The organism is Pseudacidovorax sp. (assembly GCF_017991995.1).
Taxonomy (GTDB): domain Bacteria; phylum Pseudomonadota; class Gammaproteobacteria; order Burkholderiales; family Burkholderiaceae_C; genus Xenophilus.
Window position 1 is genome coordinate 276,393 of record NZ_JAGOPN010000003.1, and the last position, 24,341, is coordinate 300,733.

The 24,341-nt window shown below is 70.8% G+C and carries 25 protein-coding genes; 7 read left to right on the plus strand and 18 right to left on the minus strand.

The features are described 5' to 3' along the window. Positions 1-214 precede the first annotated feature (214 nt). Positions 215-1,114 (plus strand): LysR family transcriptional regulator, encoded by a 900-nt coding sequence (locus KBC94_RS05885; protein ID WP_294367628.1) that lies wholly within the window; start codon positions 215-217, stop codon positions 1,112-1,114. Between the two features lie 58 nt (positions 1,115-1,172). Here the strand turns inward: KBC94_RS05885 and KBC94_RS05890 are convergent, their stop codons facing one another. Both KBC94_RS05890 and KBC94_RS05895 read right to left on the minus strand, forming a co-directional pair. Beyond that, positions 1,173-2,153 (minus strand): tripartite tricarboxylate transporter substrate binding protein, encoded by a 981-nt coding sequence (locus KBC94_RS05890; protein ID WP_294367380.1) that lies wholly within the window; start codon positions 2,151-2,153, stop codon positions 1,173-1,175. 109 nt (positions 2,154-2,262) lie between these two features. Continuing rightward, a complete protein-coding gene (locus KBC94_RS05895) occupies positions 2,263-3,054 on the minus strand; it encodes a substrate-binding domain-containing protein (RefSeq protein WP_294367382.1) in 792 nt (263 codons plus the stop codon). 85 nt (positions 3,055-3,139) lie between these two features. Between KBC94_RS05895 and KBC94_RS05900 the strand changes: the two genes are divergently transcribed. Then, a complete protein-coding gene (locus tag KBC94_RS05900; RefSeq protein WP_294367384.1) occupies positions 3,140-4,078 on the plus strand; it encodes a LysR family transcriptional regulator in 939 nt (312 codons plus the stop codon). Between the two features lie 105 nt (positions 4,079-4,183). Continuing rightward, positions 4,184-4,963 carry an MBL fold metallo-hydrolase gene (locus KBC94_RS05905; protein ID WP_294367386.1) on the plus strand — a complete coding sequence of 260 codons (780 nt, stop codon included), beginning with the start codon at positions 4,184-4,186 and terminating at the stop codon, positions 4,961-4,963. A gap of 15 nt (positions 4,964-4,978) precedes the next feature. Here the strand turns inward: KBC94_RS05905 and KBC94_RS05910 are convergent, their stop codons facing one another. Continuing rightward, a complete protein-coding gene (locus KBC94_RS05910) occupies positions 4,979-5,212 on the minus strand; it encodes a hypothetical protein (protein WP_294367388.1) in 234 nt (77 codons plus the stop codon). A 173-nt stretch (positions 5,213-5,385) separates the two neighbouring features. Next, the gene (locus KBC94_RS05915; protein ID WP_294367390.1) at positions 5,386-6,264 is read right to left on the minus strand and encodes a peptidoglycan DD-metalloendopeptidase family protein; all 879 of its coding nucleotides are present in this window, start codon (positions 6,262-6,264) and stop codon (positions 5,386-5,388) included. Positions 6,265-6,361: 97 nt separating this feature from the next. Between KBC94_RS05915 and pcp the strand changes: the two genes are divergently transcribed. After that, the gene (gene pcp / locus KBC94_RS05920) at positions 6,362-7,033 is read left to right on the plus strand and encodes a pyroglutamyl-peptidase I (RefSeq protein ID WP_294367391.1); all 672 of its coding nucleotides are present in this window, start codon (positions 6,362-6,364) and stop codon (positions 7,031-7,033) included. 80 nt (positions 7,034-7,113) lie between these two features. On the opposite strand, the gene KBC94_RS05925 is transcribed toward pcp, so the two are convergent. Next, complete coding sequence (locus tag KBC94_RS05925) at positions 7,114-8,055, minus strand: LysR family transcriptional regulator (protein WP_294367395.1); 942 nt, start codon at positions 8,053-8,055, stop codon at positions 7,114-7,116. Between the two features lie 116 nt (positions 8,056-8,171). Between KBC94_RS05925 and KBC94_RS05930 the strand changes: the two genes are divergently transcribed. Then, complete coding sequence (locus tag KBC94_RS05930) at positions 8,172-9,287, plus strand: YeiH family protein (protein WP_294367397.1); 1,116 nt, start codon at positions 8,172-8,174, stop codon at positions 9,285-9,287. Positions 9,288-9,468: 181 nt separating this feature from the next. Then, a complete protein-coding gene (locus KBC94_RS05935) occupies positions 9,469-11,040 on the plus strand; it encodes a tannase/feruloyl esterase family alpha/beta hydrolase (RefSeq protein ID WP_294367399.1) in 1,572 nt (523 codons plus the stop codon). 22 nt (positions 11,041-11,062) lie between these two features. Here the strand turns inward: KBC94_RS05935 and KBC94_RS05940 are convergent, their stop codons facing one another. The 7 genes from KBC94_RS05940 to KBC94_RS05970 form a co-directional block, all read right to left on the minus strand. Next, positions 11,063-11,257, minus strand: a complete 195-nt coding sequence (locus KBC94_RS05940; RefSeq protein WP_294367630.1) for a YbdD/YjiX family protein — start codon at positions 11,255-11,257, stop codon at positions 11,063-11,065. 34 nt (positions 11,258-11,291) lie between these two features. Further along, a complete protein-coding gene (locus KBC94_RS05945; RefSeq protein ID WP_294367402.1) occupies positions 11,292-13,370 on the minus strand; it encodes a carbon starvation CstA family protein in 2,079 nt (692 codons plus the stop codon). A gap of 130 nt (positions 13,371-13,500) precedes the next feature. After that, positions 13,501-14,145 (minus strand): response regulator transcription factor, encoded by a 645-nt coding sequence (locus KBC94_RS05950; RefSeq protein WP_294367405.1) that lies wholly within the window; start codon positions 14,143-14,145, stop codon positions 13,501-13,503. Further along, entirely contained in the window at positions 14,142-15,500 is a 1,359-nt protein-coding gene (locus KBC94_RS05955) for a cache domain-containing protein (RefSeq protein WP_294367407.1), read from the minus strand. Before KBC94_RS05955 ends, KBC94_RS05950 begins: the two co-directional genes overlap by 4 nt. Further along, the gene (locus KBC94_RS05960) at positions 15,497-16,135 is read right to left on the minus strand and encodes a pseudouridine synthase (protein WP_294367409.1); all 639 of its coding nucleotides are present in this window, start codon (positions 16,133-16,135) and stop codon (positions 15,497-15,499) included. Before KBC94_RS05960 ends, KBC94_RS05955 begins: the two co-directional genes overlap by 4 nt. Before the next feature lie 100 nt (positions 16,136-16,235). After that, the gene (locus KBC94_RS05965; RefSeq protein ID WP_294367411.1) at positions 16,236-16,883 is read right to left on the minus strand and encodes a uracil-DNA glycosylase family protein; all 648 of its coding nucleotides are present in this window, start codon (positions 16,881-16,883) and stop codon (positions 16,236-16,238) included. 290 nt (positions 16,884-17,173) lie between these two features. Then, a complete protein-coding gene (locus KBC94_RS05970) occupies positions 17,174-19,060 on the minus strand; it encodes a glutamine--tRNA ligase/YqeY domain fusion protein (protein ID WP_294367412.1) in 1,887 nt (628 codons plus the stop codon). Positions 19,061-19,261: 201 nt separating this feature from the next. Between KBC94_RS05970 and KBC94_RS05975 the strand changes: the two genes are divergently transcribed. After that, positions 19,262-19,591 (plus strand): hypothetical protein, encoded by a 330-nt coding sequence (locus tag KBC94_RS05975; protein WP_294367414.1) that lies wholly within the window; start codon positions 19,262-19,264, stop codon positions 19,589-19,591. Positions 19,592-19,698: 107 nt separating this feature from the next. Here the strand turns inward: KBC94_RS05975 and KBC94_RS05980 are convergent, their stop codons facing one another. The 6 genes from KBC94_RS05980 to KBC94_RS06005 are packed head-to-tail and all read right to left on the minus strand — an operon-like array spanning position 19,699 to position 24,265. Beyond that, positions 19,699-20,496, minus strand: coding sequence for a LytTR family DNA-binding domain-containing protein (locus KBC94_RS05980; protein WP_294367418.1), 798 nt, complete (start codon positions 20,494-20,496; stop codon positions 19,699-19,701). Between the two features lie 13 nt (positions 20,497-20,509). After that, positions 20,510-21,676, minus strand: coding sequence for a histidine kinase (locus KBC94_RS05985; RefSeq protein ID WP_294367420.1), 1,167 nt, complete (start codon positions 21,674-21,676; stop codon positions 20,510-20,512). Further along, entirely contained in the window at positions 21,673-22,647 is a 975-nt protein-coding gene (locus KBC94_RS05990) for a sterol desaturase family protein (protein WP_294367422.1), read from the minus strand. Before KBC94_RS05990 ends, KBC94_RS05985 begins: the two co-directional genes overlap by 4 nt. 49 nt (positions 22,648-22,696) lie before the next feature. Then, entirely contained in the window at positions 22,697-23,371 is a 675-nt protein-coding gene (locus KBC94_RS05995; protein ID WP_294367424.1) for a glutathione S-transferase, read from the minus strand. A gap of 41 nt (positions 23,372-23,412) precedes the next feature. After that, the gene (locus KBC94_RS06000) at positions 23,413-23,697 is read right to left on the minus strand and encodes a 2TM domain-containing protein (RefSeq protein WP_294367427.1); all 285 of its coding nucleotides are present in this window, start codon (positions 23,695-23,697) and stop codon (positions 23,413-23,415) included. 31 nt (positions 23,698-23,728) lie between these two features. Then, the gene (locus tag KBC94_RS06005; protein ID WP_294367429.1) at positions 23,729-24,265 is read right to left on the minus strand and encodes a DUF6622 family protein; all 537 of its coding nucleotides are present in this window, start codon (positions 24,263-24,265) and stop codon (positions 23,729-23,731) included. Positions 24,266-24,341: the final 76 nt, after the last annotated feature.

Here is a 24,341-nt window from a genome sequence, read left to right on the forward strand (position 1 = left end):
GCGTGATTGTGGCGATGCCGATACTGGCGAAAATGGACATTCATCACTGTTCACTTGACGATCCATGCAAGCAAGAAAGTCGCGTGCCGCCGCTCCCGCTGCATCGCCGCCGCCCGTGAGCAAGGTCAAGCCGAGGCCGACAGCCGCGCCGGCTGCTGCCGCCGCCGACGAGGCCCGGCCGCGCGGCCGGGCCGTGCTCGGCCAGGTCAGCGACATGGATCTGCGCCTGCTGCGCGTGTTCAAGGCGGTGGTCGACTGCGGCGGCATGACGGCGGCCGAGCTGGAACTGAACATCGGCACCTCCACCGTCAGCCGCCACGTCAAGGACCTGGAGACGCGCCTGGGCCTGACGCTGTGCCGGCGCGGGCGCACCGGCTTCGCGCTGACGCCCGAAGGGCAGAAGGTCTACGAGCAGACGCTGGGCCTGCTGGCGGCGGTGGACACCTTCCGCGGCGGCATCGACGAGATCCACGGCCGCATGGGCGGCGAGCTGGAGGTGGCGCTGTTCGACAAGACGGCCAGCAACCCGCAGGCTCGCATCGGCGAGGCGATGGCACTCTTTGCGGAACGCGCGCCCAGCGTGTCGCTGAACGTGCACGTGGCTTCGCTCAACGCCATCGAGCGCGGCGTGATCGACGGCCGCTTCCATGTGGGGGTGGTGCCGGCGCACCGGGCCTCGCAGAGCCTGGCCTATGCCGACCTGTTCGGCGAGACGATGCAGCTCTACGCCGGCCTCGGCCACCCGCTCTTCGAGGCCGACACCGATGCACTGGACTGGTCCGACCTGCGCCGCCATGCCTTCGCCGGCCTGGGCTACCACTCGCCCAACATGGAGCTGAGCCACCGCGCGCGCCTGACGCGCCGGGCCACGGGCTACGACCAAGAGGCGATCGCGCTGCTGCTGCTGTCGGGGCGCTACCTGGGTTTTTTGCCGGACCACTATGCGGCCGGCTTCGAGCGCGAGGGCCGGCTGCGGGCCCTGGCGCCGCAGCGTCTCGTCTACGACTGCCGCTTCGTCGGCGTGTGGCGCCGCTCGCCGCAGCCGGCGCGGGCCACCGCGCTCTTCGCGCAATGCCTGCAGGAGGCGCACGCGGCGGCGGGCTCGCCCCAATGAAAAAGCCGGCCACGCGGGCCGGCTTGCTCAGCCGTGCGGGACGGGCCCGCGCCGTCCCTTATTCGGGCTTGACGCCCGCGCTGCGCAGGCTGTCGCCCCAGCGCTGGGTCTCGCGCTGCACGAAGCTGCGGACTTCAGCCGGCGTCATGTTGCCGGCCGTCACGCCCTGTTCTGCAAAGCGGGTCTTGACCTCGGGGTTGGCCAGCACGGTGCGCAGTTCCTTCTGCATGCGTTCCTGCACGGCGGCTGGCGTGTTGTGCGGGGCCATGAGCGCGAACCACGTCGTCATCTCGTAGCCCGGCACGCCGGCTTCGGCCAGGGGCGGCAGGTTGGGGAAGATGGGCGAGCGGGCGGCCGAGGTCACGGCCAGGGCACGCACCTTGTCGGCCTTGATGTGGGGCGAGGCCGAGGGGCTGGTCTCCAGCGCCATCTGGATGTTGCCGGCCAGCAGGTCGGCCATCATGGGCGCGCCGCCCTTGTAGGGCACATGCGTGATGTCGGTCTTGGTGATGGCACGGAACAGTTCGCCGGCCAGGTGCTCGGTGCTGCCGGGGCCGGCCGAGCCGTAGTTGAGCTTGCCCGGGTTCGCCTTGGCATAGGCGATCAGTTCCGGCACGGTCTTGGCCGGCACCGACGGGTTGACGATCAGCACGTTCGGCGTGGTGCCGATCAGGCCGATGGGGTCGAAGTCGCGGCCGAAGTCGTAGGGCAGGCTCTTGTACAGCGCCGGTGCCACAGCGTGGGCGATGGCGGCCATCAGGAAGGTGTTGCCGTCCGGCGTGGCGCGGGCGGCGATGCCGGCGCCCAGGGTGCCGCCGGCACCGCCGCGGTTGTCCACCACCACCGGCACGCCCAGTTGCGTCGACAGTTTCTGGCCCACGATGCGTGCCAGGATGTCGTTGGTACCGCCGGCCGCGAAGGGCACGATGAGGGTGATCGGCTTGGAGGGCCAGTCGGCCGCCGCGGCAATGCCGGCAGCGCCGGTCAGGGTGGAAAAGGCCAGGGCGCTCAGCACGGCGCGGCGGGAGATCGATCGCATGGTCGGCGGGTCCGGAAAGGAGAGAGAGGGAGAGAGAAGGAAAAGCGCCGGCGCAGACACGCACGGTGCGGGCCGGGCCACCGCGTGCGGCGGCCGAGCCTGGGGATGCTCAGCGCGCGCCGCCCTTGGTCATCGGCACCAGACCGGTGGAGCGGATGACCTCGGCGTTCTCGGGCGTGGCGAGGAAGCGCAGGAAGCGCGTGGCCTCCTCGCGGCGCGGGCTGCTGGCGACGATGGCGGCGGAGAACTCGGTCACGTACTGCACGTCGGCGGGCAGGTCACCCACGATGTCGATGCCATGCACCGGCAGCAGTTCGCTGCGCTGCTGGCAGCCGAAATCGGCCTCCTTGGACGCGATGATCTCGCCCACCGGCGTGGCGGGGATCTTGCGGCCCTTGCCGCGCATTTGCTCGGCGATGCCCAGCTTGGGCAGCATCTCGCGCTCGATGTATTCGCCGCTGGCACTGTCGGACCAGGCCACCGAGCGGGCGTTGAGCAACGTCTGGCGCAGCTTGTCGACGGTGCCGATGTCGGGGCGCGGTGCGCCCTGGGGCACGGCGCAGGCGATGGTGGAATCGGCCAGCACGACCTTGGAGCCCGGCACCAGCTGGCCGGTGGCCATCAGCTTGTCGAGCGCATCGCCGACCATGATGACGACGTCGATGGGTTCCTTGCGGTCCAGGCGCTGGGGAATGGCGTTCTTGGTGGCGCCCATCGACGGGCCCCACTGCGAGTCGACCGCGTGGTCGGGCTGCTTCTGCCACTCGGCCACCAGCTTCTTGTAGGCCGCCGCGAAGCCGCCGGAGGAGACGACGGTCAGGGGTTCGGCCAGGGCCGTGCCGGTGAAGGCGAGGAAGAGGGCGGCGCAGGCGAAGCTTCGCTTCAGGCTTGTCTCGGTCATGTTCTTGGAGGATGGGTTGAAACCGGCCGGCATCGTCGGCGTCCCGCGTTGTTACGACAAGTGCAACGTTCAATACACTTGTTGCGTGCCACGCATCAATTTCGATCTCCAGCAGCTGCAGGCCTTCGTGGCGGTCGCCGACCGAAGCGGCTTTCGGGCAGCAGCAGAAGACCTTCACCTCTCGCCCGCCGCGCTCAGCCGCCGCGTGGACCGGCTGGAGCAGCTGCTCGGCGCACGTCTCTTCGAGCGCACCACGCGCGACGTGCGTTTGACTCGGGTGGGCGAATCCTTCCTGTCGCGGGCACGCCTGGCACTCGACGACCTGGAAGCCGCCGTGCTCGGCGTGCACGAGATCGCCGCGCGCCATGCGGGCCGGATCTCCATCGCCTGCGTGCCCACCGTGGCGACGGCGCGCATGCCGCAGCTGATCGAGGGCTTCAGCCGCCGGCTGCCGCAGGTGAGGGTGCGGCTGATGGACGGCGGCATGGACGAAGTGGCGGCCGCCGTGCGCACCGGCGAGGCCGATTTCGGCCTGGGCTTCAGCGGCGTGACCGACCCCGCGCTGAACTTCGAGCCCCTGCTGGAAGAGCGCTACGTGTTGGCCGTGCGCCGCGACCATCCGCTCGCGCGCAAGCGCTCGCCCAACCTGGCGATGTTCTCGGGCGAGCGATGGGTGGCGGTGGCGCGCACCAGCGGTAACCGGCGCCTGCTCGATGCCGGCCTGGGTGCCGACCAGCGTCCTCCGCCGGCCTGGCTGGAAGTTGGCCATGTGAGCGCGCTGCTTGCAATGGTGGAGGCCGGCCTTGGCGTGGGCCTGGTGCCCGAGCTGGCCCTGCCCGTGCGCGATCCCAGGCTCAAGGGACTGCACCTGGCGGACGTGCCCTTGACCCGGCGCATGGGGGTGCTGACGCTGGCGGGTGCCACGCCGTCGCCGCTGGCGCAGCGCTTCCTGTCGCACCTGCGTACGGCTTGGTGCGAAGCGCCGGCGCGCGCCGCGAAGGCTGGCGACTCGGCCTCCGGTTGATCCAACTCAAACAGGCGGCGAAAGCAGCGGGCGCCGCATCGACATGCGGTGGACTCAGGTCAAGAATCCGCCGTTCCTCGTCTTCCGCGCCCCGGCGCCGGCCCCGTGCCCATCGAGCTCTACCGCGACGCGCAGCATGCCTGCCTGATGTTCACCGACCTGGTCCGCGACGGCGGCGAGGCGGTGCAGTGCAACCAGTTCCTGCTGATCGACCAGGGCGTGGGCGCGATCATCGACCCGGGCGGCAACATCGCCTTCAATGAGCTCTTCCTGGGCATGACGCGGCACTTCCAGCCGAGCCGACTGAGCTACCTGATCGCCTCGCATGCCGATCCCGACATCATCGCCTCGCTCGACCGCTGGCTGACGACCACCTCGGCGCAGTTGGTCATCTCGCGAATCTGGGCACGCTTCGCGCCGCATTTCGCCAAGAGTGGGAAGACGGCGGACAGGGTCCTGCCCGTGCCCGACGAGGGCGGCCGGCTGAAGCTCGGCGGCAGCGAACTGTGGCTGCTGCCCGCGCACTTTCTCCATTCCGAGGGCAACTTCCAGTTCTACGACCCGGTCAGCCGCATCCTGTTCTCCGGTGATCTGGGCGCCTCGATGGTGGGCGGTGCCGAAGCGCAGGCGCCGGTCACCGACTTTGCCCGTATCCGCCCGCACATGGAGGCCTTCCACCGCCGCTACATGGTGTCCAACAAGGTGATGCGGCTGTGGGTGCGCATGGCGCGCCAACTGGACATCGCGCTGCTGGTGCCGCAGCACGGGGCGCCGCTTGCCGGGCCGGCCATTGGCGCCTTCCTGGACTGGGCCGAATCCCTGCAGTGTGGGATCGACCTGCTGGGGCAGGACGCCTACCTCATGCCGGTGGGCGTGCTGGGGTAGGCGTCCTGCATCGCGTCAGGCGGCGGCCTGATCGCCTGCCTCGGGGCGGATCTTTCCGGCCTCCACGTACTGGTCGTACTGCAGGCGCGGCATGGCGGTGGTGCCGACGGTGCCGGGCTCGGCTTCCCACGACAGAGTGACGCTGTCGTCGGCTTCCAGGATCTCGACCCGGCCTTCCGGGATCTCGATGGGCGCGCCGTCGCCGGGCGTGAAGGTGACATGGCCATGGATGGTGGCAAATTGGGGCATTCGTTTCTCCTCGGACGATGGTTCGGGCGGGCCTTCCACTGCGACCCGTCTCGCCGCGGATTGCATCAGGGCCGGGGCGGGCGGCCGTGTCGGACGGTGGCGCATGCTGCAGCGCGGCAGAGGCGAATTCGTTGATGTGTTTCAGGCCGCCGACGCGTGCAGCGGCCGCCGGATCAGGCCTCGATGAACAGCGCCGGATCGACCATCGTCCGGTTGAGCATCACGCCCCAGTGCAGGTGCGGCCCCGTCACGCGGCCGGTGGCGCCGACGGCGCAGAAGGCGTCGCCCGTGGCCAGGCGGTCGCCCACCTTGGCGTCGATGCGGCTGAGGTGGCAGTACATGCTCAGCAGTCCGCCGCCATGGTCCAGCCAGACGGTGCCGCCGTTGAAGAAGTAGTCGCCCGTGTCGATCACCCGGCCGGGCAGCGGTGCGCGCACCGGCGTGCCGGTGCCGGCGGCGATGTCCATGCCGCTGTGCGGATTGCGGGCCTGGCCGTTGAAGACGCGGCGCAGGCCGAAGGAGCTGGAACGGCGGCCGGGCACCGGCACCGCCATGGCCAGCTCGGCGGGCATCGGTTCGCTGAAGGTGGCCATGACGCCGGCCTGGTGGTCGCGCTCGCGCTCGTAGCGGGCCTGGTCCGCGGCGGAGAGGTCGACGGTCTTCGGCGCCACGGTGAGGCGCTGCTCGGCATAGCGCTTGGGCGCGATGGCATAGGGGATGCGGCGGCTGCCGCCCGCCTCGCCGACCCGCACGTGGGCCTCGCCGGGCTGCGCGGCCAGCGGAATGCCGACGATGGCGGTCCAGGCGATGGCGTCGCCCACCACCAGCACCGGCAGGCCCGCTTCCGTCGTCACGCGGGGGCGCTGGTTGGCAGGGCCTAGAGGCAGGCGCGCCACCCCGCCCCGCACCTGCGATGCATGCGGCCACACTCCCGGCTCAGGACCGGCCGATACAGGCCGCGCGGCGTGCGTCGCAAAGGGAGTGAACAGAGGCAGGGCACACAGGCCCAGCAGCGTGCGGCGGCGGTTCGGGAATCGAAAGTCTTGGGTCATGGGCGGGATGGACAGGCGAGCGGCCTGGCGGCCTGGCAGGCATGGAGCCTACCTGTCTGCGATACCCTTGCGGGCGCCTGCGTTCCTTCCTGTGTCCATGTCCACGCCACTTCGCCGGGTTCTGCTGACGGGCTTCGAGCCCTTCGGGGGCGATGCCCTCAATCCTTCGTGGGAAGTGGCCCGCGCGCTCGACCGCGAGGTGCTGGCGCCCGGCGTGGTGGTCGAATCCGTCTGCCTGCCCTGCGTCTTCGACGACGCAGTTGCCCGCCTGGACGAGCACCTGGCCGCAGGCGCCCCGCCGCTGTTGGTCGTCGCGCTGGGCCTGGCCGGCGGGCGGGCGGGCATCACGCTGGAGCGCGTCGCCATCAACATCGACGACGCCCGCATTGCCGACAACGCGGGACGCCAGCCGGTGGACTGGCCCGTGGTGCCTGGCGCCCCGGCCGCCCACTTCTCGACCCTGCCGATCAAGGCCATGGTGCGGGCGCTGCAGGCCGCGGGCCTTCCCGCCGCGGTGTCGAACACCGCGGGCACCTTCGTCTGCAACCACCTGTTCTTTGCTTTGATGCACCGGCTCGCCACGCGCCTGGCGTTGGCGGGCGTGCGTGGTGGTTTCGTGCATCTGCCCTGGTTGCCTGCGCAACTGGCCGAGCACGCCGGCGAGCCGGCCCTGGCGCTGGGTGAGCAGGTCGAGGGCGTGCGCCTGATGCTGCGCACCGCACTGCACGTCGACACGGACATCGTGCAGGGCGGCGGCACTCTGCATTGAGCCGGCCGGACCGTTGCGCGGCGTTGGATGGACCGCTGTGCCTGCGGTGGTGCGTCGCCGCTCCCGGTCCCTGGCCGCGCTCAGCGCGCCCCGTCGCGGTCCGCCGCGGCCCGCGCCAGGGCCATGGCCCAGAAGCGCGACAGCGCCCGCGTCGGCTGCTTGTGCCGGTGCAGCACCAGGTGACATTGCCGCCGCAGCGGCGGCAGCGCGGTCTGCAGCGCCACGAGCCGGCCGGCGGCCAGCGCCTCCTGCACCACCCAGCGCGAGAGGCAGGCCACGCCCAGCCCTTCCACCGCCGCCTGCTGGATCGCCTCGGAGCTGCCCAGCTCCAGGCTGCGGGCATGGGCGCCCAGGTGCGGCAGCAGTAGCTGGTCGGTCACCTCGCGGGTGCCGGAGCCGGGCTCGCGCAGCAGCCACAGCGACTCGCGCAGGCGGCGCATGGGCACGCGCGCTGCATTGTTCGCGGTGCCGAAGATGCCGGGCGCGGCGACCAGCACCATCTCGTCCTGAAGCCAGGGCGTGCTGGCCAGGGCGGGCAGGCGGTTGGGACCTTCGATCAGGCCCACGTCCAGCTCGAAGGCGGCCACCGCTTCGCAGATGGCCTCGGTGTTGCCGATGCGCACGCGCGCCTGCCAGCCGGCCGGCGCGGCCTGCAGCTGCGCCCCCAGAAAGTCGCGCAGCAGCGCCGGCAGAACATGGTTGCCCAGCGTGGTGCTGGCGCCGATGCGCAGCGCCAGCGCGTCGGCGTCGCCGCCGTCGTGGGCCAGGCGCTCGATGTCGGCCGCGGCGTCCAGCAGCGCCAGGGCGCGCGGCAGCACGCGGCGGCCATCGTCGTTGAGCACCAGGCGCTTGCCGTTGCGGTCGAACAGGCGCAGCCCCAGCAGGCGTTCCAGCTCGTTCAGGGCCGAGCTGGTGGCCGACTGCGACAGCGCGATGGCCTGGGCCGCCGCTGCGGTGCTGCCCGCCTGGGCAACGGCGGCAAAGACGCGCATCTGACGCAGGGTGAGGTGGGGCATGTCCATGGGCGGGGATCTCCATCGAGCGATCCAGTCGCTCGATCCTAGCCAGATTACCCGTTGGACGGGTCGAAGGCCGGTGCCTAGAGTCGATGCCATTCCCACTGACACAGCGGCTTGCCATGAACACCGAGGTCCATCCCCATCCTGCATACGCCTTGCCGGCCGCAGCGCCGGTGTCCTGGGGCGCGCGCCATCTGCCCGGTCTGGCCCTGGCCGGACTGCTGGCCGCCGGGGGCATGGTGCTGGGGCAGATCCCGGCGCTGGCGCACAGCGGTCTGAGCGCGCTCACGCTGGCCATCGTGCTGGGCATGGTCGCCGGCAACGGGGTGCCGGCGCACTGGCATGCCCGGCCCGGGCCGGGCATCGGCATGGCCAAGCAGCAGTTGCTGCGGCTGGGCGTGGTGCTCTACGGCCTGCGCCTGACGGTGCAGGACATCGGCCACGTCGGCCTGGCGGGCGTGCTGGTCGACGCGCTGATGCTGGCTTCCACCTTCGGCATCGCCTGCTGGGTGGGCCTGCGCTGGCTGCGCATGGAGCGCGAGACGGTGATGCTGATCGGCGCCGGCAGCGCGATCTGCGGCGCTGCCGCCGTGATGGCGACGGAGCCGGTGGTGCGCGGCCGCCCGGCGCAGGTGACGGTGGCCGTGGCCACGGTGGTGGTCTTCGGCACGCTGGCCATCTTCACGTACCCGGCGCTGTATGCGCTCAACCAGCACTGGGCACTGGTGCCCGGGGGCCAGCACGGCTTCGGGCTCTATGCCGGCGCCACCATCCACGAGGTGGCGCAGGTGGTGGCCGCCGCGCGCGGCATCGGCCCCGAGGCGGCCGACACGGCGGTCATCGCGAAGATGGTGCGCGTGATGATGCTGGCGCCCTTCCTGCTGATGCTGGCCGCCTGGCTGGGCCGGCGGCGCGAAACCCGCCATGCGGGACACGGCGCGAAGCCCGGCGACTGCACGGCCCCCGCCGCACGCCTGGCCGTGCCCTGGTTCGCCTTCGGCTTCGTGGCGGTGGTGCTCTTCAACTCGCTGCACTGGCTGCCTGCCGGGGCCGTGCAGGCGGCCAACGCGCTGGACAACCTGCTGCTTGCGATGGCGATGGGCGCCCTGGGCTTCACCACGCGCCTCGGCGCCATCCGCCAGGCTGGCCCCCGGCCGCTGCTGCTCGCCGCCGTGCTGGCCCTCTGGCTGGTGGTGGGCGGGGCGGTCATCAGCCGGCTGGTGCTGGGCAGCTGATCCGGTTCGCGGCAGGCGCACCGGCTGCGCCGCGTAGCGCAGGCGACGACGGCTCGTCCGCCGGGCGGGCACACTGGGCGCGGGCTTCGGCATGAAAGCCCGCCGCTCGCCGGGCACGGCCTTCCGGCGGCGGAACGCCAACAACCAGGAGACACGTATGACCCTCCCTTCCTCCCTTCGAATGTCTGCCCTTTGCCTCGCGGCGCTGGGTGGCGCCGCCCAGGCGCAGAACGCCGGCAGCTTCCGCGATTCCGCCCAGTCGGCTTCGCGCTACGCCGAGGCCAGCCTCGCCGCCACCGGCGACTGTGCGCGGCTCGGCCAGCAGGTGACCTCGGTCGAGGGCACGCGGCTGACCGTGCTCAGCGCCACCGTCACGCCGGCCGCGCAGGGCGTGCCGGACTTCTGCCGCATCGTCGCCATGCTCGACCCTGAGGTGCTGGTCGAGGTGGCGCTGCCCCTGCGCTGGAACGGGCGGCTCTACATGCGCGGCAACGGCGGCTATGCCGGCGAGCGCATCGATGCACCCAGCCGCGTGGCCCTGCGCGACGAGGCGCTCAAGCGCGGCTTCGTCGCCGCGCAGACCAACACCGGCCACGATGCCATCGCGCAGCCGCTGGGCAGCTTCGCGCAGAACGACCTGGCCAAGCTGGTCGACTACAGCTTTCGCGCCGTGCACCTGACGGCGCAGGCGTCCAAGGACCTGGCCGCCGCCTTCTACGGACGCAAGCCCGCCAAGTCGTACTTCGACGGCTGCTCCACCGGCGGGCGGCAGGGCCTGATGTCGGCGCAGCGCTATCCGGCCGACTTCGACGGCATCGCCGCGGGTGCGCCGGTGCTCAACTTCACCGGCACGATGTACGACTACGTGTCGTACGCGCCGCTGATCGCCAAGGCCGGCTTCACCGGCGCGCAGCTGTCGCAGATCGGCCGCGCCATCGTGGCCAAGTGCGATGCGGTGGACGGCCTGAAGGATGGCGTGATCACCGATCCGCGCCGCTGCGTCATCGACCCGAGGGCGGACTTCCCGGGCCTGAGCGAGGCGCAGGTCGCCGCGCTGGAGGCGGTGCACCGGGACATGCAGCACAAGGGCCAGAACGTGTTCCCGGCTTGGCCCTGGGGCTCGGAGGCGCCCGACGCCAGAGGCACCAGCGGCTGGGCGGAATGGTTCGTCTCCATGCCGCAGGCCCCGGCCGCGACCTCGGGCGCGCAGGCCCTGCCGCCTGGCGAGACCCGCCAGAGCGCCTATGCCCAGACCTTCCTGCGCTACTTTGCCGACCAGCCCGCGAGCCGGCCCGATGCCGACTGGCGCAGCTTCGACCTGGACCAGGGCTTCCGGTCCACCGGGTTCATCAGCACGCTGGTCGATGCGCGCAACCCTGACCTGAGCGCCTTTGCGGCCCGCGGCGGCAAGATGATCACTTACCACGGCTGGGCCGATCCGGCCCTCAATCCGATGATGAGCGTGGGCTACCACGAGGAGGCTGCGCGCGCCACCCCCAAGCTGGACGACAGCTACCGCGTGTTCATGGTGCCCGGCATGCAGCACTGCGGCGGCGGTGACGCCCCGAACGTGCTCGATGCCGTCACTGCCGTGATCGACTGGACCGAGACGGGCCGCGCGCCGGCCGCGCTGCTGGCCACCCAGCGCCGAACCGACGGCAGCGAGCGCAGCCGGCCGGTGTGCGCCTTTCCGCAAGTCGCGCAGTACCTGGGCGGCGATGTGGACAAGGCGGCCAGCTTCGCCTGCCGGTGAGCGCTGGCCAGGGCGCCGCCGATCAGCAGCAGCGCCCCTTGCCCCCGCCGTAGCGCGCCTCCAGCCGTTCGCGGAAGAACTCCTCGTAGCTCATCGGCGCGCGGTCCGGATGGGTCTGCGCCATGTGCGACAGGTAGGTGTCGTAGTCGGGCAGGCCCACCATCAGCCGCAGCGACTGGCGCACCGAGCGGGCGATATAGCGCCCGGTCTCGGGCAGGGTGGCGAGGCTCACCATGGCGCGCACGTGCCGGTCAATGGGCGCCGGCCGCACGCGCGCCCGCGGCCATCGGCTCGTAGGGCGTCTCGTGCACCGTGGGCCGGTTGGCGGCCCGGGCCGACAGGCAGGCGCGCACGGTGTAGACCAGCACGCTCAGCACCACGAACATGAAGAGCGCGCACAGCCCGGCATCGAGCCGGTCGTTGAACACGATGCGCGCCATGGCCTCGGGCGTCTTGGCCGGCGCCACCAGCACGCCGTTGGCGATGCCCTCGGTGTACTTCGCGGCATGGGCCAGGAAGCCGACCTTGGGGTCGGACGAGAAGATCTTCTGCCAGCCCGCCGTCAGTGTGCAGGCCAGCAGCCACACGGCCGGCGCCGCCGCCACCCAGGCATAGCGCTCGCGCTTCATGCGGAACAGCACGACCACGCCCAGCATCAGCGCCACGGCGGCAAGCATCTGGTTGGAGATGCCGAACAGCGGCCACAGGGTGTTGATGCCGCCCAGCGGATCGACCACGCCCTGGTACAGGAAGTAGCCCCAGGCCGCCACCGTCAGCGCCGTCGCCAGCAGGTTGGCCGGCAGCGAGTCGGTGCGCTTGAGCGCGGGCACGAAGCTGCCCAGCAGGTCCTGCAGCATGAAGCGGCCGGCGCGCGTGCCGGCGTCCACCGCCGTCAGGATGAACAGCGCCTCGAAGAGGATCGCGAAGTGGTACCAGAAGGCCATCATGGCCTGGCCGCCGATCACCTGGTGCAGGATGTGCGCCATGCCCACGGCCAGCGTGGGCGCGCCGCCGGCACGGCCCAGGATGGTGTGCTCGCCCACGTCCCGGGCGGTCTGCGCCAGCATGTCGGGCGTGACCATGAAGCCCCAGCCGGAGATGGTGGCCGCCGCTTGCTGGGCGGTGCTGCCCACCAGTGCGGCGGGGCTGTTCATGGCGAAGTAGATGCCCGGCTCGATGCACGAGGCCGCCACCAGCGCCATCACCGCGACGAAGGACTCGGCCAGCATGCCGCCGTAGCCGATGAAGCGCGCATGGCGCTCGTTGTCCAGCATCTTGGGCGTGGTGCCCGAGGAGATCAGCGCATGGAAGCCCGACACCGCGCCGCAGGCGATGGTGATGAACAGGAAGGGGAACATGGAGCCCGACCACACCGGGCCGTTGCCATTGGCGAACTGCGTGAGTGCCGGCATCTGCAGCTGCGGCATCACGATCACGATGCCGATGGCCAGCGCCACGATGGTGCCGATCTTGAGGAAGGTCGACAGGTAGTCGCGCGGCGCCAGCAGCAGCCACACCGGCAGGCTGGCGGCCACGAAGCCGTAGCCGATCAGCATCCACGTCAGCGCCTTGCCGTCGAAGGTGAACATCGCGGCCCAGGCCGCGTTCTCGCTCACCGCCTGGCCGCCAAAGATGGCGGCCATCAGCAGCACGAAGCCGATGACCGACACCTCGCCGATGCGGCCCGGGCGGATGTAGCGCAGGTACAGGCCCATGAACACCGCCACCGGCACCGTGGCCGCGACCGTGAAGGTGCCCCAGGGCGATTCGGCCAGCGCCTTCACCACGATCAGGGCCAGCACCGCCAGGATGATGATCATGATCATGAAGGTGCCGAAGAGGGCGATCATGCCGGGCACCGCGCCCATCTCCTGCTTGACCAGGTCGCCCAGCGAGCGGCCGTCGCGGCGGGTTGAGATGAACAGCACGATGAAGTCCTGCACCGCGCCGGCGAACACCACGCCCGCCAGCACCCACAGCAGCCCGGGCAGGTAGCCCATCTGCGCCGCCAGCACCGGGCCCACCAGCGGGCCGGCGCCCGCGATGGCCGCGAAGTGGTGGCCGAACAGCACGTTCTTGTCGGTGGGCACGTAGTCGAGCCCGTCGTTGTGCCGGTGCGCAGGCGTCTTGCGCGAGCCGTCTAGCCCCAGCACCTTGTCGGCGATGAAGAGGCTGTAGTAGCGGTAGGCGATCAGGTAAGTGCAGACGGCGGCGGTCACGACCCACAGGGCGTTGACGCTTTCGCCGCGCGTGAGGGCGACGGTGGCCAGCGCGAAGGCGCCGACGACCGCCACCACGAGCCACACGAGGTGGCGGCGGAGGCTTTGCATGTGCGTTGTCTCTCGAGGGTGAAAACCCATCGAGTGTCGGAAGCGGCGCCGGGCGGCGCATCCGTTGCAGTGCGTGGGAAGTCCGCGAGGGATTGCCTAAGGGACAACCCTGGTGCGCTGTGCGAGGCCTTCAGCGGCCGTCCGGGCCGAACTGCCGCGTGTGCTCCACCGCATAGCGGATCAGCTCCGCCTGCCCCTCGATCCCCAGTCGGCGCTTGATGCTCTGTCGGTGCGCGTCCACCGTGCGCACCGACAGGCCCAGCTCGCGGGCGATCTGCTTGCTGGATTCGCCGCGGCCGATGGCCGAGAGGATCTCGCTCTCGCGCGGGGTGAGCAGCGGCCGTGGCGCCTGGTTGCGGAACAGCTTTTTCGACACCGCCGGGCTCAGGAAGGTGCCGCCGGCCGCCACGGCCTCGATGGCGGCGACGATTTCCGAGGCCGGCGCATCCTTGAGCACGTAGCCCTGCGCGCCGGCCTGCAGCGCGCGCTGCACGTACTCGGGGTTGTCGTACATGCTGAGCATGACGACGTGCGGCGGCGTGGGCCGGGCGAGCAGCAGGACGGCCAGCTCGATGCCGTTCAGGTCCTTCATGCCGACGTCGACCAGCATCAGGTCCGGCCGCGCGGCATCGACCTGGGCCAGGGCCTCGGCCGCGCTGCCGGCTTCGCCGACGATGCGCAGGCCGGGCAGCGCCTCCAGCCGGGCGCGCAGGCCATCGCGCACCAGCGGATGGTCGTCGACCAGGAACAGGCGCACGGGCGTCTCGGGGTTCATGCGGAGATTTCCTTGAAGGTGCGCGGCAGCTCGGCCGTGACGGTGGTGTGCCCGGGGGCGGACTGCAGGCGCAGCCGTCCGCCGACGGCTTCCATGCGCTCGCGCATGTGGCGCAGGCCCAGGCCGCGGTGCGGGTCGGCCTGCGCGGCCTCGACGTCGAAGCCCAGGCCGTCGTCCTCGACCGTCAGGCACACGCGGTCGGGGCTGAAGTGCAGGCGCAGGTCGGCGTGGGCCGCGCCAGCGTGCTTCTGGACGTTGGTCAGCGCCTCCTGCGCGATGCGAAAGAGGGCGGTCTTGGCCTCCGCCGGCAGCTCGCCGGCTTCGCCGGTGACCTGCAGCGCGACCGTGGGACCTGCGCCGCCGGCTTCGTCCACCAGGCGCTCCAGCGCGGCGGGAAGGCCCAGGGTGTCGAGCAGCGCGGGCCGCAGGCGGTGCGAGATGTGGCGCACTTCCAACAGCGCTTCGCCCAGGCGCTGCAGCGCTCGCGTTAGCAGCGGCGGGACGGGTCGGCCCTCGCGCTGCAGACCATCCACCGCCGATTCGACCAGCAGCTTGGCCGACACCAGCGTCTGGCTGGTGCCGTCGTGCAGCTCGCGGGCGAGGTGGGCGCGCTCTTCCTCCTGCGACTGCACCACGCGCCGCGCCAGCTGGCGCAGCTTGGCCTCGGCCACGCGGTGCTCGCTGAGGTTAAGCAGCAGCCCCCCGGCACTCACGGCCGCGAGCGAGAGCATGGCGATGGCGGCGATCCACAGCAGGGTGCCGCTGACGTTGCCGCTGGTCTGCTGGTCCAGCGCGTCGAGCGTGGCCTGGATGTCGTCCAGGTACAGGCCCGTGCCCACCATCCATTGCCATCGGTCCAGCGCCTGCACATAGCCCAGCTTGGGCGCCAGACCGCCTGCCGAGGGCTTGCGCCATTCGTATTCGACGTAGCCGCCGCCGGCCCGCGCGCGGCCGATCAGGTCGCGGATGGTGTAGCGGCCCTGCGAATCGCGCAGGTCCCACAGCGACTGGCCCACCAGCTCGGGCTGGCGCGAATGCATCAGCACGTGGCCCTGCAGGTCGTAGACGAAGAAGTAGCCGTCGTTGCCATAGTCCAGCGTGCCCAGCAGGCGCAGCGCCTCATGCTGTGTGGCTGCGTCGTCGCCGCGCTCGTAGAGCGGGCGGATCACGCTCAGGCCCAGGTCCACGTAGCTGCGCAGCTCGCCGCGGCGCTGGGCCATGTGGCTCTGCTCGATCAGCAGGCGCTCGCGGCGGTGCAGGTCGCGCGACTGGTGCTGCAGGCCGAAGGCGACCAGGCCCAGGGCCGCGAGCAGCGGCAGCACGGCCAGGGCGATGATCTTGGTGCGCAGGGTCATGGGCGGCGGCGGGGTACCGGGTTGCGGCGCGCGGGTGCAGAAGTCCGGGGCGGTCGGGGCACCGGCGCATCGAGCAGCGGCGGCACCTCCAACGCCTCCCAGGTGCCGGCCGCCAGTCCGTCGAGCACGAAGGGGCCGATGGCGACGCGGATCAGCCGCAGCGTCGGCAGGCCCACCGCCGCCGTCATGCGCCGCACCTGCCGGTTGCGGCCCTCGCGGATGGCCAGCTCGATCCAGTCGGTGGGAATGTTCTTGCGCTCGCGGATGGGGGGCTCGCGTGGCGGCAGCTCCGGCGGCGGGTCGAGCCGGCGCGCGCGCGCCGGCAGCGTTGGCCCGTCGTTGAGGACCACACCGCTTCGCAGCTGCGCCAGCGCCTCGTCGGTGCAGATTCCCTCCACCTGCACCCAGTAGGTCTTCTCCATCTTGTGCCGCGGATCGGCGATGCGCGCCTGCAGCGGGCCATCGCTCGTCAACAGGAGCAGCCCCTCGCTGTCGGCGTCGAGCCGGCCGGCCGCATGCACGCCGGGCAGGTCGATGAACTCCTTGAGTCCGCGCCAGCGTCCCTCTGGCGTGAACTGGCTGAGCACGCCGTAGGGTTTGTGGAAGCGGATGAGGCGGGGGGACGGCGCAGTCATGGACGGCGGCGAGCATAGCCCCGCCTTCAAGTCCGGTCGTCGCCATGGCGCAATCGTCCGCAGCCATCCTCGCGGCGAAGCGCCTTGAGGCGCCGGGGCGTCAGCTCAAGTCCCGCAGGCGTGCATCCATCAGCGCCGAGAAGCGCGAGAACCACACCGCATTGGCTGGCGACGGATGTGGCAGCGGCGCGAGCGTGACGGGATGCGTGACGCCGCCGTGCGCGTAGCCGACCTCCAGCGTGCGGGTGTAGCGCGCGTCGCCCAGCGCCCAGAAGTCGTCGAGGGCCGTATCCACCGCTGCAGGCTGCCCGATGCCGAACCAGAAGAAGGCCTCGCGACCCAGGGCGATCACGGTGCGCCGGCCATCGCGGCCTTGCCACAGGTCGATGAGCAGCTCCGCCATCAGCGGCTGGAAGCGCCGCTTGACCGCCATCGACCAGGCCTTGTTGCCCACGGGCTTGTAGGGCGCCGTGTTGAGCCAGAACACGCCTGAGCCGGCGCGGATGGACGCATCGAAGTCCGGCGCCGGCGCGTTGGCTCCGTGCCGCTGCCGATGGAGCGCCGCGCGCACCAGTTGCCCGCCCTTGCCGAGGAAGGGCTGCCCGTGCTGCGCCTCGGTGCGCCCCGGGTCGCGGCCGAAGATGCACAGCGCCGCATCCCGCGGCCCCAGGCCGATGACCGGATCGCGCCAGTCCCGGCCGGCCGATTCGTAGGCCTCGCGGTCGATACCCGGTAAGTCTTCAGCCAACTGCCGGAAGCTGGCGTGTTGGGCCGGCGATAGCGTCGCGTCCGTCATCGTCACGGATCAAGAATCAGCGGGCGAGGGATGCGGCATCGCGCATAGTGCCGCGTCGTCGGCCAGGAATGACGACACGTCGCGCGTGGCACTCGTGTCCCGCGCTGCCGGCAAACCGTCTTCACCAGCAAACGGTGAGCGCTGCATGAATTCAAGCAGCGACTCCCGCGTCGGCGGCGCACGGTCCAAGCCTTGCGCAGAGGCTGCATGTGCCACCGACTTGCCAGGGACCGGCTCTTCGCTCATTTCCCCCAGCTGTCTTTCAACCCGCTCGTGCGGTTGAACACCAGCCGCCCCTCGGCCGAGGCCTTGGCGTCGACCACGAAATAGCCCAGGCGCTCGAACTGGTAGTTCGTCTCCGGCGCGGCGCCGGCCAGACCGGCTTCGACGTAACCCTGCACGGTGCTCAGGCTGGCGTCGTTCAGTTCGTCGGCGATGTTGTCGGCGCTGCCGGGCTGCTCGGTCTTGAAGAGGCGCTCGTAGAGGCGGATCTGGGCCGGCACGGCGTCATGGGCACCCACCCAGCCGATCACGCCCTTGACCTTCACGCTGTCGGCACCGGGCGTGCCGCTCTTGGTGTCGGGCAGGACCTCGGCCAGCACCTGGGTCACGCGGCCGTCGGCGTCTTGCTCGAAGCCAGTGCACTGCACCACGTAGCCGTACTTCAGGCGCACCTTGTTGCCTTCGACCGGCTGGCCGGCGGCGTTGGTGTGCGGCGGGAAGAGGCGGCGGTAGCCCTTCTCGGGCACGGCCATGAAGTCCTCGCGCTCGATCCACAGCTCGCGGCCGAAGCGGAAATGCCGGTGGCCCGCAGCCTCGTCATGCGGATTGACCGGGGCGGTGCAGGGCTCCAGATGGCCGGCGCCCATGGCGCTGTCCCAGTTGGTGATCACGAGCTTGAGGGGATCGAGCACGGCCATGGCGCGCGGCGCCACAGGGTCGAGCGCATCGCGCAGCGCGGCTTCGAGCGCGGCGTACTCGGTCCAGGCGCCACCGGACTTGGTGGTGCCGCTGCGCTCGCAGAAGAGCTTGAGCGCCTCGGGCGTGTAGCCGCGGCGGCGCAGGCCGGCCAGCGTGGGCATGCGCGGGTCGTCCCATCCGTCCACATGGCCTTCCTCGACCAGCTGGCGCAGCTTGCGCTTGCTGGTGATGACGTGGGTGACGTTGAGCCGCGCGAATTCGTACTGCCGCGGCGGCGGGGCGGTGAGCAGGCCGCCTTCGATCAGGCGGGCCATCAGCCAGTCGTAGAAGGGGCGCTGGTCCTCGAACTCCAGCGTGCAGATGCTGTGGGTGATCTGCTCCAGCGCGTCCTCGATGGGGTGCGCGAAGGTGTACATCGGGTAGATGCACCACTGGTCGCCCGTGTTGTGGTGCGTGGCGCGGCGGATGCGGTAGAGCGTGGGGTCGCGCAGGTTGATGTTGGGGCTCGCCATGTCGATCTTGGCGCGCAGCACGGCGGCGCCGTCGGGCAGCTCGCCGTTCTTCATCTGGCGCAGGCGGGCGAGGTTCTCTTCCGGGGTGCGGCTGCGGAAGGGGCTGTCGGTGCCGGGCGTTCCGAAGTCGCCGCGGTTGGCGCGCATCTGCTCGGGCGTCTGCTCGTCCACGTAGGCGTGGCCGGCCGTCACCAGGTGCTCGGCCGCGCCGTACATGAAGTCGAAGTAGTTGCTGGCGTAGTAGATGTGGTCCTGCGCGGTGCCGGGCTGCGCGGGCATGTCGGCCAGGGCGGTGGAGTAGCCCATCCACCGGATCGCCTCGCGGATGGAGTCGACGTACTCCTGCTCTTCCTTCTCGGGGTTGGTGTCGTCGAAGCGCAGGTGGCACACGCCGCCGTATTCCTTGGCCAGCTCGAAGTTCAGCCAGATGCTCTTGGCATGGCCGATGTGCAGGTAGCCGTTGGGTTCGGGGGGGAAGCGGGTGCGGATCTTCGCCGGATCGGGCATGCCGGCCTGGTGGTAGGGCCCGTCGCCCGGGCCACCGCCCCAGCGGCGCGAGTCATAGGTGCCCTGTTCCAGGTCGGCTTCGATGACGTGGCGCAGGAAGTTGCTCGGGGCGGCCGGGGCCGCGGACGCGGCAGCCTGCTTGCCGCCGTTGTTCTTGTTGTCGCCGTGCGGGGCAGTGGGAGAAGTCATCGGGGAATTTTATGGGTGGCCCGGCGTCGATGGTTTCGCCGCGCTGCAGCGCAAGTGGCCTCCACGATGCCGGAGGGGTTACGTCTGGCAACCAACGTCACGTTCACGGGTGAACCTTTCCGGGGCATCGGCCGTTCTATGGGTCAGGTGGACGGCAGTTTTGCGAATGCCCTCCTTCCCCAGTTTTTCCAGGAGATCGAGATGAATGTCTCTCGCACGGGCTTCTTCAAGTGGGCGGCGGCTGCCGCCGTTGCAGCGGGTGCCCTGTTTGCCGCATCGTCGGCCAGCGCGCAGGTGAGCTGGTCGCTGGGCGTGTCGGTGCCGGGCGTGGCCGTGGGAGTGGCGGCGCCGCCGCCCGCGTACTACGGCCCGCCGCCGGCCTATTACGTGGCCCCGCCCGCACCGGTGTATTACCGGCCGCCGCCGCCGGTGTACTACCGTCCGCCCCCGCCGGCGGTGGTGTACGAGCCGGCGCCGGTCTACTACGGCCCGGGGCCTTACTACTACCGCCACCATCACCACTGGCGCTGAGGGCAGTGGATCGGCTTCACGGCCGGTCCATGCCGCGAATCGAGCCGCCTTCCGCCTGCCGGAAGGCGGCTTTTTCGTGGGCGCTGCGTACCCTTCGGGCCTGTTCGCTACATTGCCCGGAACAGCGGCGCATAGAGCCGGCTCACCGGCAGCGGCTCATTCGGCCGGCCGCGCAGCGTCAGCTGCATTCGCCCCGCCTCGTCGCGATGAACGGCGTCGACGGCGTCGGCACGCACGACCACCGCGCGGTGGATCTGCCAGAAGCGCTGCGGATCGAGCTGCGGCAGCAATTGCTTGAGCGGCGTGCGGATCAGGTGCTCGGCATCGGCCGTCAACACGCGCACGTATTTGTCGGCCGCCTCGAAATACAGGACCTCGTCCACCGGCACCATGCGCACGGTCGACCCGCCGGCATTGCTGGCCGCGATGAATTTGAGCGGCGCCGATTCGCCGCGCGGCGGGGAGGCGGCGCCCAGCAGGTCGCGCCACTGCGCCAGTGCCTGCTGCGGCAGGGCCGCGGGCGCGGCCAGGCGCTCCTGCAGCCTGGCGACGGTGCGGGCGAGCCGCTGCGGCTGCACCGGCTTCATCAGGTAGTCCAGCGCCTGCGCCTCGAAGGCGCGCGCGGCGTATTCGTCGTAGGCGGTGACGAAGACCAGTTGCGGCATCGGCGCCTCGTCCGAAGGCCAGCGTTCGGCGACCTCCTCGACGGCGGCCAGTCCGTCCTGACCGGGCATGCGGATGTCCATGAACAGCACGTCGGGGCGCAGCCGCAGCGCCTCGCGGGCGGCGCTCAGGCCATCGCCGACAACGGCCGTCACCTGCAGGGCGGGCCAGGCGCGGGCCAGTTCGACCTGCAGGGACTGGGCGAGCAGCGGTTCGTCTTCGGCGATCAGGGCTGTGGGCATCGGCAGGGCGTGGTCAGGCGGAAGCAGGAAGGGGCAGGGTGACGGTGGCGCGGGTGCCGCCACCGGGCGGCGCGGCCAGCGTGAGCGTGCCGCGCTCGCCATGCAGGGTGCGCAGGCGCTCGCGCACCTGGGTGAGACCAAAGCCGCCCTTGGAGGTCGCGCCAGTGTCGGAGGGCGGCGAGCCTGCGCCCTCGGCGAGCCCGCCGTCTGGTGTCGCGGCCAGGCCGGCACCCGTGTCGATGACGTCGATGACCAGGTCGTCCCCTTCGCGCCGGGCCAGCACCCGGATCTCGCCGCCTTCGACCTGCGGCTCCAGCCCGTGCCGGATGGCGTTCTCGACCAGCGGCTGCAGCAGAAGCGGGGGCACTGGCACCTCGCGCAGCTCGGGCGGCAGGTCGAGGGTGCAGCGCAGGCGCGGCCCCATCCGCACGGCCATCAGCGCCAGGTAGTCGGCCAGGCGGTCGAACTCCTGCGACAGCGGATGCAGCGTGCTGCGCGAGCCGCCCAGCGTGGCGCGCAAATAATCGTTCAGGCGGTCCAGCATGGCGACGGCGCGCTCGGGGTCGGTGGCGATCAGCACGCGCAGGTTGGCCAGGGTGTTGAAGAGCATGTGCGGCTCCAGCTGGGTCTCCAGCAGCTTGAGCCGCGCCTCGCTGGCATCGCGGGCCGCCGCGGCAATCTCGGCGGCCATGGCCGCCGACTTGCCTTTGGCGTGGAAGTAGAAGGAGCCGATGGCGCCGGCCGCCACCGTGATGTACAGGCCGATGATGTTCTTGTTGGCAGGCCCGGCGTCGCTGTCGCCGGGGCCGATCAGCCAGTAGGCCACCTCGTCGCCCACGTAGAAGCCCACCAGGATGCCGCTCACGGTGAGGACCATGCCGCGCCAGCCCTTGGGCCAGCCACGGCCGCCCTCGGGGTTGCCATGGCAGTGGCGCGGATCGACCAGATAACGGCCGGCTTCCATCGTGGCCCAGCAGATCGTGCCGATGCACACCGAATAGACGAGCTGGATCAGATAGCTGCGCGTGGGCCACATCAGCGTGGTGAACACCGTCACCACGCAGCACAGGGCCAGCACATGCAGGTAATGGCGCAGGAGGCTGCGCAGCAGGACGGTCATCGGCGAGGCGCCGTGGCCCGGCGGCCGGCCTCCAGGTGCTGCATCCGCGGGCTCGGTCATGGCGCCGGCGGTGGTGGCACGATCGCGACGTCAGTCGCGGGGCCGCTCGGCGGGGGGGCCGCGGGCATGGCCGGTGTGGCCAGCCTTGCATTGCGACGCAGCTCTTCCGTCGTCTCGCCGCCCCCGGGCCGCCATCCCGGCGGGCGCCACAGGTAGCCCAGCGCCTCGCCCACCGACTTCGCCCCGCGCAGGTCACGCCACAGTGCGCGCCAGCCGTCGAGTTCGATGGCCAGCAGGTTGTACGAGGTCTGCGGCTTCACCAGGCCGTAGCGCGGCTTCACGTCCTGGCGTTCGGCGATGTAGGTGCCGAACAGGCGGTCGAACACGATCAGCACGCCGCCGTAGTTGCCGTCCAGGTATTCGAGGTTCGACGCATGGTGCACGCGGTGCGCCGAGGGTGTGTTCAGCACCCATTCCAGCGGGCCCAGGCGCGGGATCCAGGTGGCATGGATCCAGAACTGGTAGAGCAGGTTGAGCGTGAACATCAGCAGGATCAGCCGCGGCGGCGCGCCCAGCAGCGGGGCGAGCAGGAAGAAAGCCAGGACGCCGGTGAGCTTGCCCGTCCAGCCGAAGCGGTAGGCCGCCGATAGGTTCAGGTCGTTGGGCGAATGGTGGATGGAATGCGTGCACCAGAACCAGCGCACCCGGTGCGCCGCGCGGTGGTACCAGTAGTAGCAGAACTCCTGCAGCAGGAAGGCGGCGACCCAGCCCGTCCAGTGATCCAGCGGCAGGGTGAACAGCCGGTGCGCATAGAGCCAGTCCATCCAGCCCACCCAGAAGGCCAGCGGCAGCAGCCAGCGCAGCGGGTACTCGCGCACCAGGAAGTCGACCACCGACAGCCCGGCGGACTTCCAGTCGTAGGCCGGCCCCAGCCCGCGGGTGTGGCGCCACGACAGTACCGCGGCCTCCAGCAGCGAAGCGACCAGCACCGTCACGACGGCGAACTTCAGGATGAGCAGAAGAACGGGCATGGTGGCGCGCTCCGGACGAGGTGTTGGGGAAAGGCCGCCGGCGCTGCGCTCAATCCATCAGGGCGTAGGGGCCGCCACGCTGCAGCGCGCGCTGATAGGCCGGCCGTGCGTGGATGCGTTCGAGCCACGCCATCAGCTTCGGCCGGCTGCCGTCCAGGCCGGCCCGGGCGCGGGCAGCTTCGACCGGGAAGCTCATCTGGATGTCGGCCACGCTGAAGTACGGGCCGGCGAACCAGTCGCGCTGGGCCAGTTCCGACTCCATGAAGTCCAGATGCTGGCGCAGTTGCGGCTGCACGAAGCTGGCCATGGCCTTGTCGGCGATGCCGCGGGCGATGGGCTTGACGAAGAAGGGCATCTTCGCGCCCTTGATGCGGTTGAACACCAGCGTGAGCAGCAGCGGCGGCATGGCCGAACCCTCGCCGTAGTGCAGCCAGTAGCGGCAGCGCAGGGCCTCGGGGCTGCCGGCCTCGGGCAGCAGGGCGCCCGCGGGGTAGCGCTCGGCCAGCGTCTCCAGGATGGCGCCGGATTCGGCGAGCACGCTGCCGTCGTCGAGCGTGACGACCGGCGCCTTGCCCAGGGGATGCACCCGCTTGAGCTCGGGCGGCGCCAGCATGGTGGCCGGGTCGCGCTTGTACTGCACGATCTCGTAGGGAAGCTGGAGCTCTTCCAGCAGCCACAGCACACGTTGGGAGCGGGAATTTTCGAGGTGGTGAACGGTGATCATGGGGCGCGATGTTGCCTCAGAAAGCATGCGGGGATGGGGCGTCAGCGGCCGGTGCGGGCCAGCCGCTCCCGCTCGCGTTGCACCATGTGTGCCATCACCGGGTTGCCGGGCGCGAAGACCCACACGCCCAGGCCGTGGAAGAACAGGCCCAGGCCCCAGCCCAGCAGCGGAAAGACCGCCCAGTGCCGGCCCTGCGCCAGCGACAGCACGATCAGTCCGAGGTTGACGAGCGCATAGACGGCGGCGTGGGCGAACCAGCCGAGCTTGGCCCGGGCACGGCGATGCGCCAGGGCATCCAGGGAGGCGGAAGACGGTTCGGGGCGCATGATGGATCCGCTTCAATCGTGTGGACGGCGATCAGGCCAGCGATGCCGTGCGGTCGGCGCTGATCGCCAGGCGCCACAGGCGCAGGGCGCCGCCTGCGAAGATGCCGCTGAACAGGCCGTACAGGGCGCTGATGCCCAGGGCGAAGCCGCTGTCCTGCGCCAGGCCGGGATGGAAGACCAGCGTCACGCCGACGACGTACTTGGTCAGGAAGATGCCCATCATCCGCACCAGCGGCCAGGGGCTGCCGGGCAGCAGGAACTCGCGCAGTTCGGGGTCGTACTGGGTGCGCGGCGACAGCGGCCGCGCCTGCATCCAGAAGCCGCTGGCGGCGGCAGCGACCACCCAGGCCACCAGGGCCAGCAGGCCAGCCTGCGAATGGCCGAAGGCCGAGGCCACGCCATAGAGCGCGAAGCCGACCAGCGCCAGCGGCAGCACGGTGACGCCGGCCAGGCTGACCTCGCGCGTCACCAACTGGCGCGCGCCGCGCCAGGCCAGCAGCGCGAAGACGGCGAACACCCAGGTGGGGGTGTGGGCGACGATCTGGAAGAGCATGGAATCGGTGAGCATGGAAACTCCTTGAGTGAGGTCAGGTGGATGAGGGCCGCCGGCAGGCAGGCTGCGATGGGATGGGACTGTGCCGGCT

Bases quoted from the DNA above. Each gene is read 5' to 3' on its own strand.
- KBC94_RS05975 (WP_294367414.1), top strand. From the start codon at position 19,262: ATGAATGTCTCTCGCACGGGCTTCTTCAAGTGGGCGGCGGCTGCCGCC.
- KBC94_RS05885 (WP_294367628.1), top strand. From the start codon at position 215: ATGGATCTGCGCCTGCTGCGCGTGTTCAAGGCGGTGGTCGACTGCGGC.
- KBC94_RS05910 (WP_294367388.1), bottom strand. From the start codon at position 5,212: ATGCCCCAATTTGCCACCATCCATGGCCATGTCACCTTCACGCCCGGC.
- KBC94_RS06000 (WP_294367427.1), bottom strand. From the start codon at position 23,697: ATGCGCCCCGAACCGTCTTCCGCCTCCCTGGATGCCCTGGCGCATCGC.
- pcp (WP_294367391.1), top strand. From the start codon at position 6,362: ATGTCCACGCCACTTCGCCGGGTTCTGCTGACGGGCTTCGAGCCCTTC.
- KBC94_RS05980 (WP_294367418.1), bottom strand. From the start codon at position 20,496: ATGCCCACAGCCCTGATCGCCGAAGACGAACCGCTGCTCGCCCAGTCC.
- KBC94_RS05895 (WP_294367382.1), bottom strand. From the start codon at position 3,054: ATGACCGAGACAAGCCTGAAGCGAAGCTTCGCCTGCGCCGCCCTCTTC.
- KBC94_RS05915 (WP_294367390.1), bottom strand. From the start codon at position 6,264: ATGACCCAAGACTTTCGATTCCCGAACCGCCGCCGCACGCTGCTGGGC.
- KBC94_RS05960 (WP_294367409.1), bottom strand. From the start codon at position 16,135: ATGACTGCGCCGTCCCCCCGCCTCATCCGCTTCCACAAACCCTACGGC.
- KBC94_RS05985 (WP_294367420.1), bottom strand. From the start codon at position 21,676: ATGACCGAGCCCGCGGATGCAGCACCTGGAGGCCGGCCGCCGGGCCAC.
- KBC94_RS05930 (WP_294367397.1), top strand. From the start codon at position 8,172: ATGAACACCGAGGTCCATCCCCATCCTGCATACGCCTTGCCGGCCGCA.
- KBC94_RS06005 (WP_294367429.1), bottom strand. From the start codon at position 24,265: ATGCTCACCGATTCCATGCTCTTCCAGATCGTCGCCCACACCCCCACC.
- KBC94_RS05990 (WP_294367422.1), bottom strand. From the start codon at position 22,647: ATGCCCGTTCTTCTGCTCATCCTGAAGTTCGCCGTCGTGACGGTGCTG.
- KBC94_RS05955 (WP_294367407.1), bottom strand. From the start codon at position 15,500: ATGACCCTGCGCACCAAGATCATCGCCCTGGCCGTGCTGCCGCTGCTC.
- KBC94_RS05995 (WP_294367424.1), bottom strand. From the start codon at position 23,371: ATGATCACCGTTCACCACCTCGAAAATTCCCGCTCCCAACGTGTGCTG.
- KBC94_RS05925 (WP_294367395.1), bottom strand. From the start codon at position 8,055: ATGGACATGCCCCACCTCACCCTGCGTCAGATGCGCGTCTTTGCCGCC.
- KBC94_RS05890 (WP_294367380.1), bottom strand. From the start codon at position 2,153: ATGCGATCGATCTCCCGCCGCGCCGTGCTGAGCGCCCTGGCCTTTTCC.
- KBC94_RS05950 (WP_294367405.1), bottom strand. From the start codon at position 14,145: ATGAACCCCGAGACGCCCGTGCGCCTGTTCCTGGTCGACGACCATCCG.
- KBC94_RS05935 (WP_294367399.1), top strand. From the start codon at position 9,469: ATGTCTGCCCTTTGCCTCGCGGCGCTGGGTGGCGCCGCCCAGGCGCAG.
- KBC94_RS05945 (WP_294367402.1), bottom strand. From the start codon at position 13,370: ATGCAAAGCCTCCGCCGCCACCTCGTGTGGCTCGTGGTGGCGGTCGTC.
- KBC94_RS05970 (WP_294367412.1), bottom strand. From the start codon at position 19,060: ATGACTTCTCCCACTGCCCCGCACGGCGACAACAAGAACAACGGCGGC.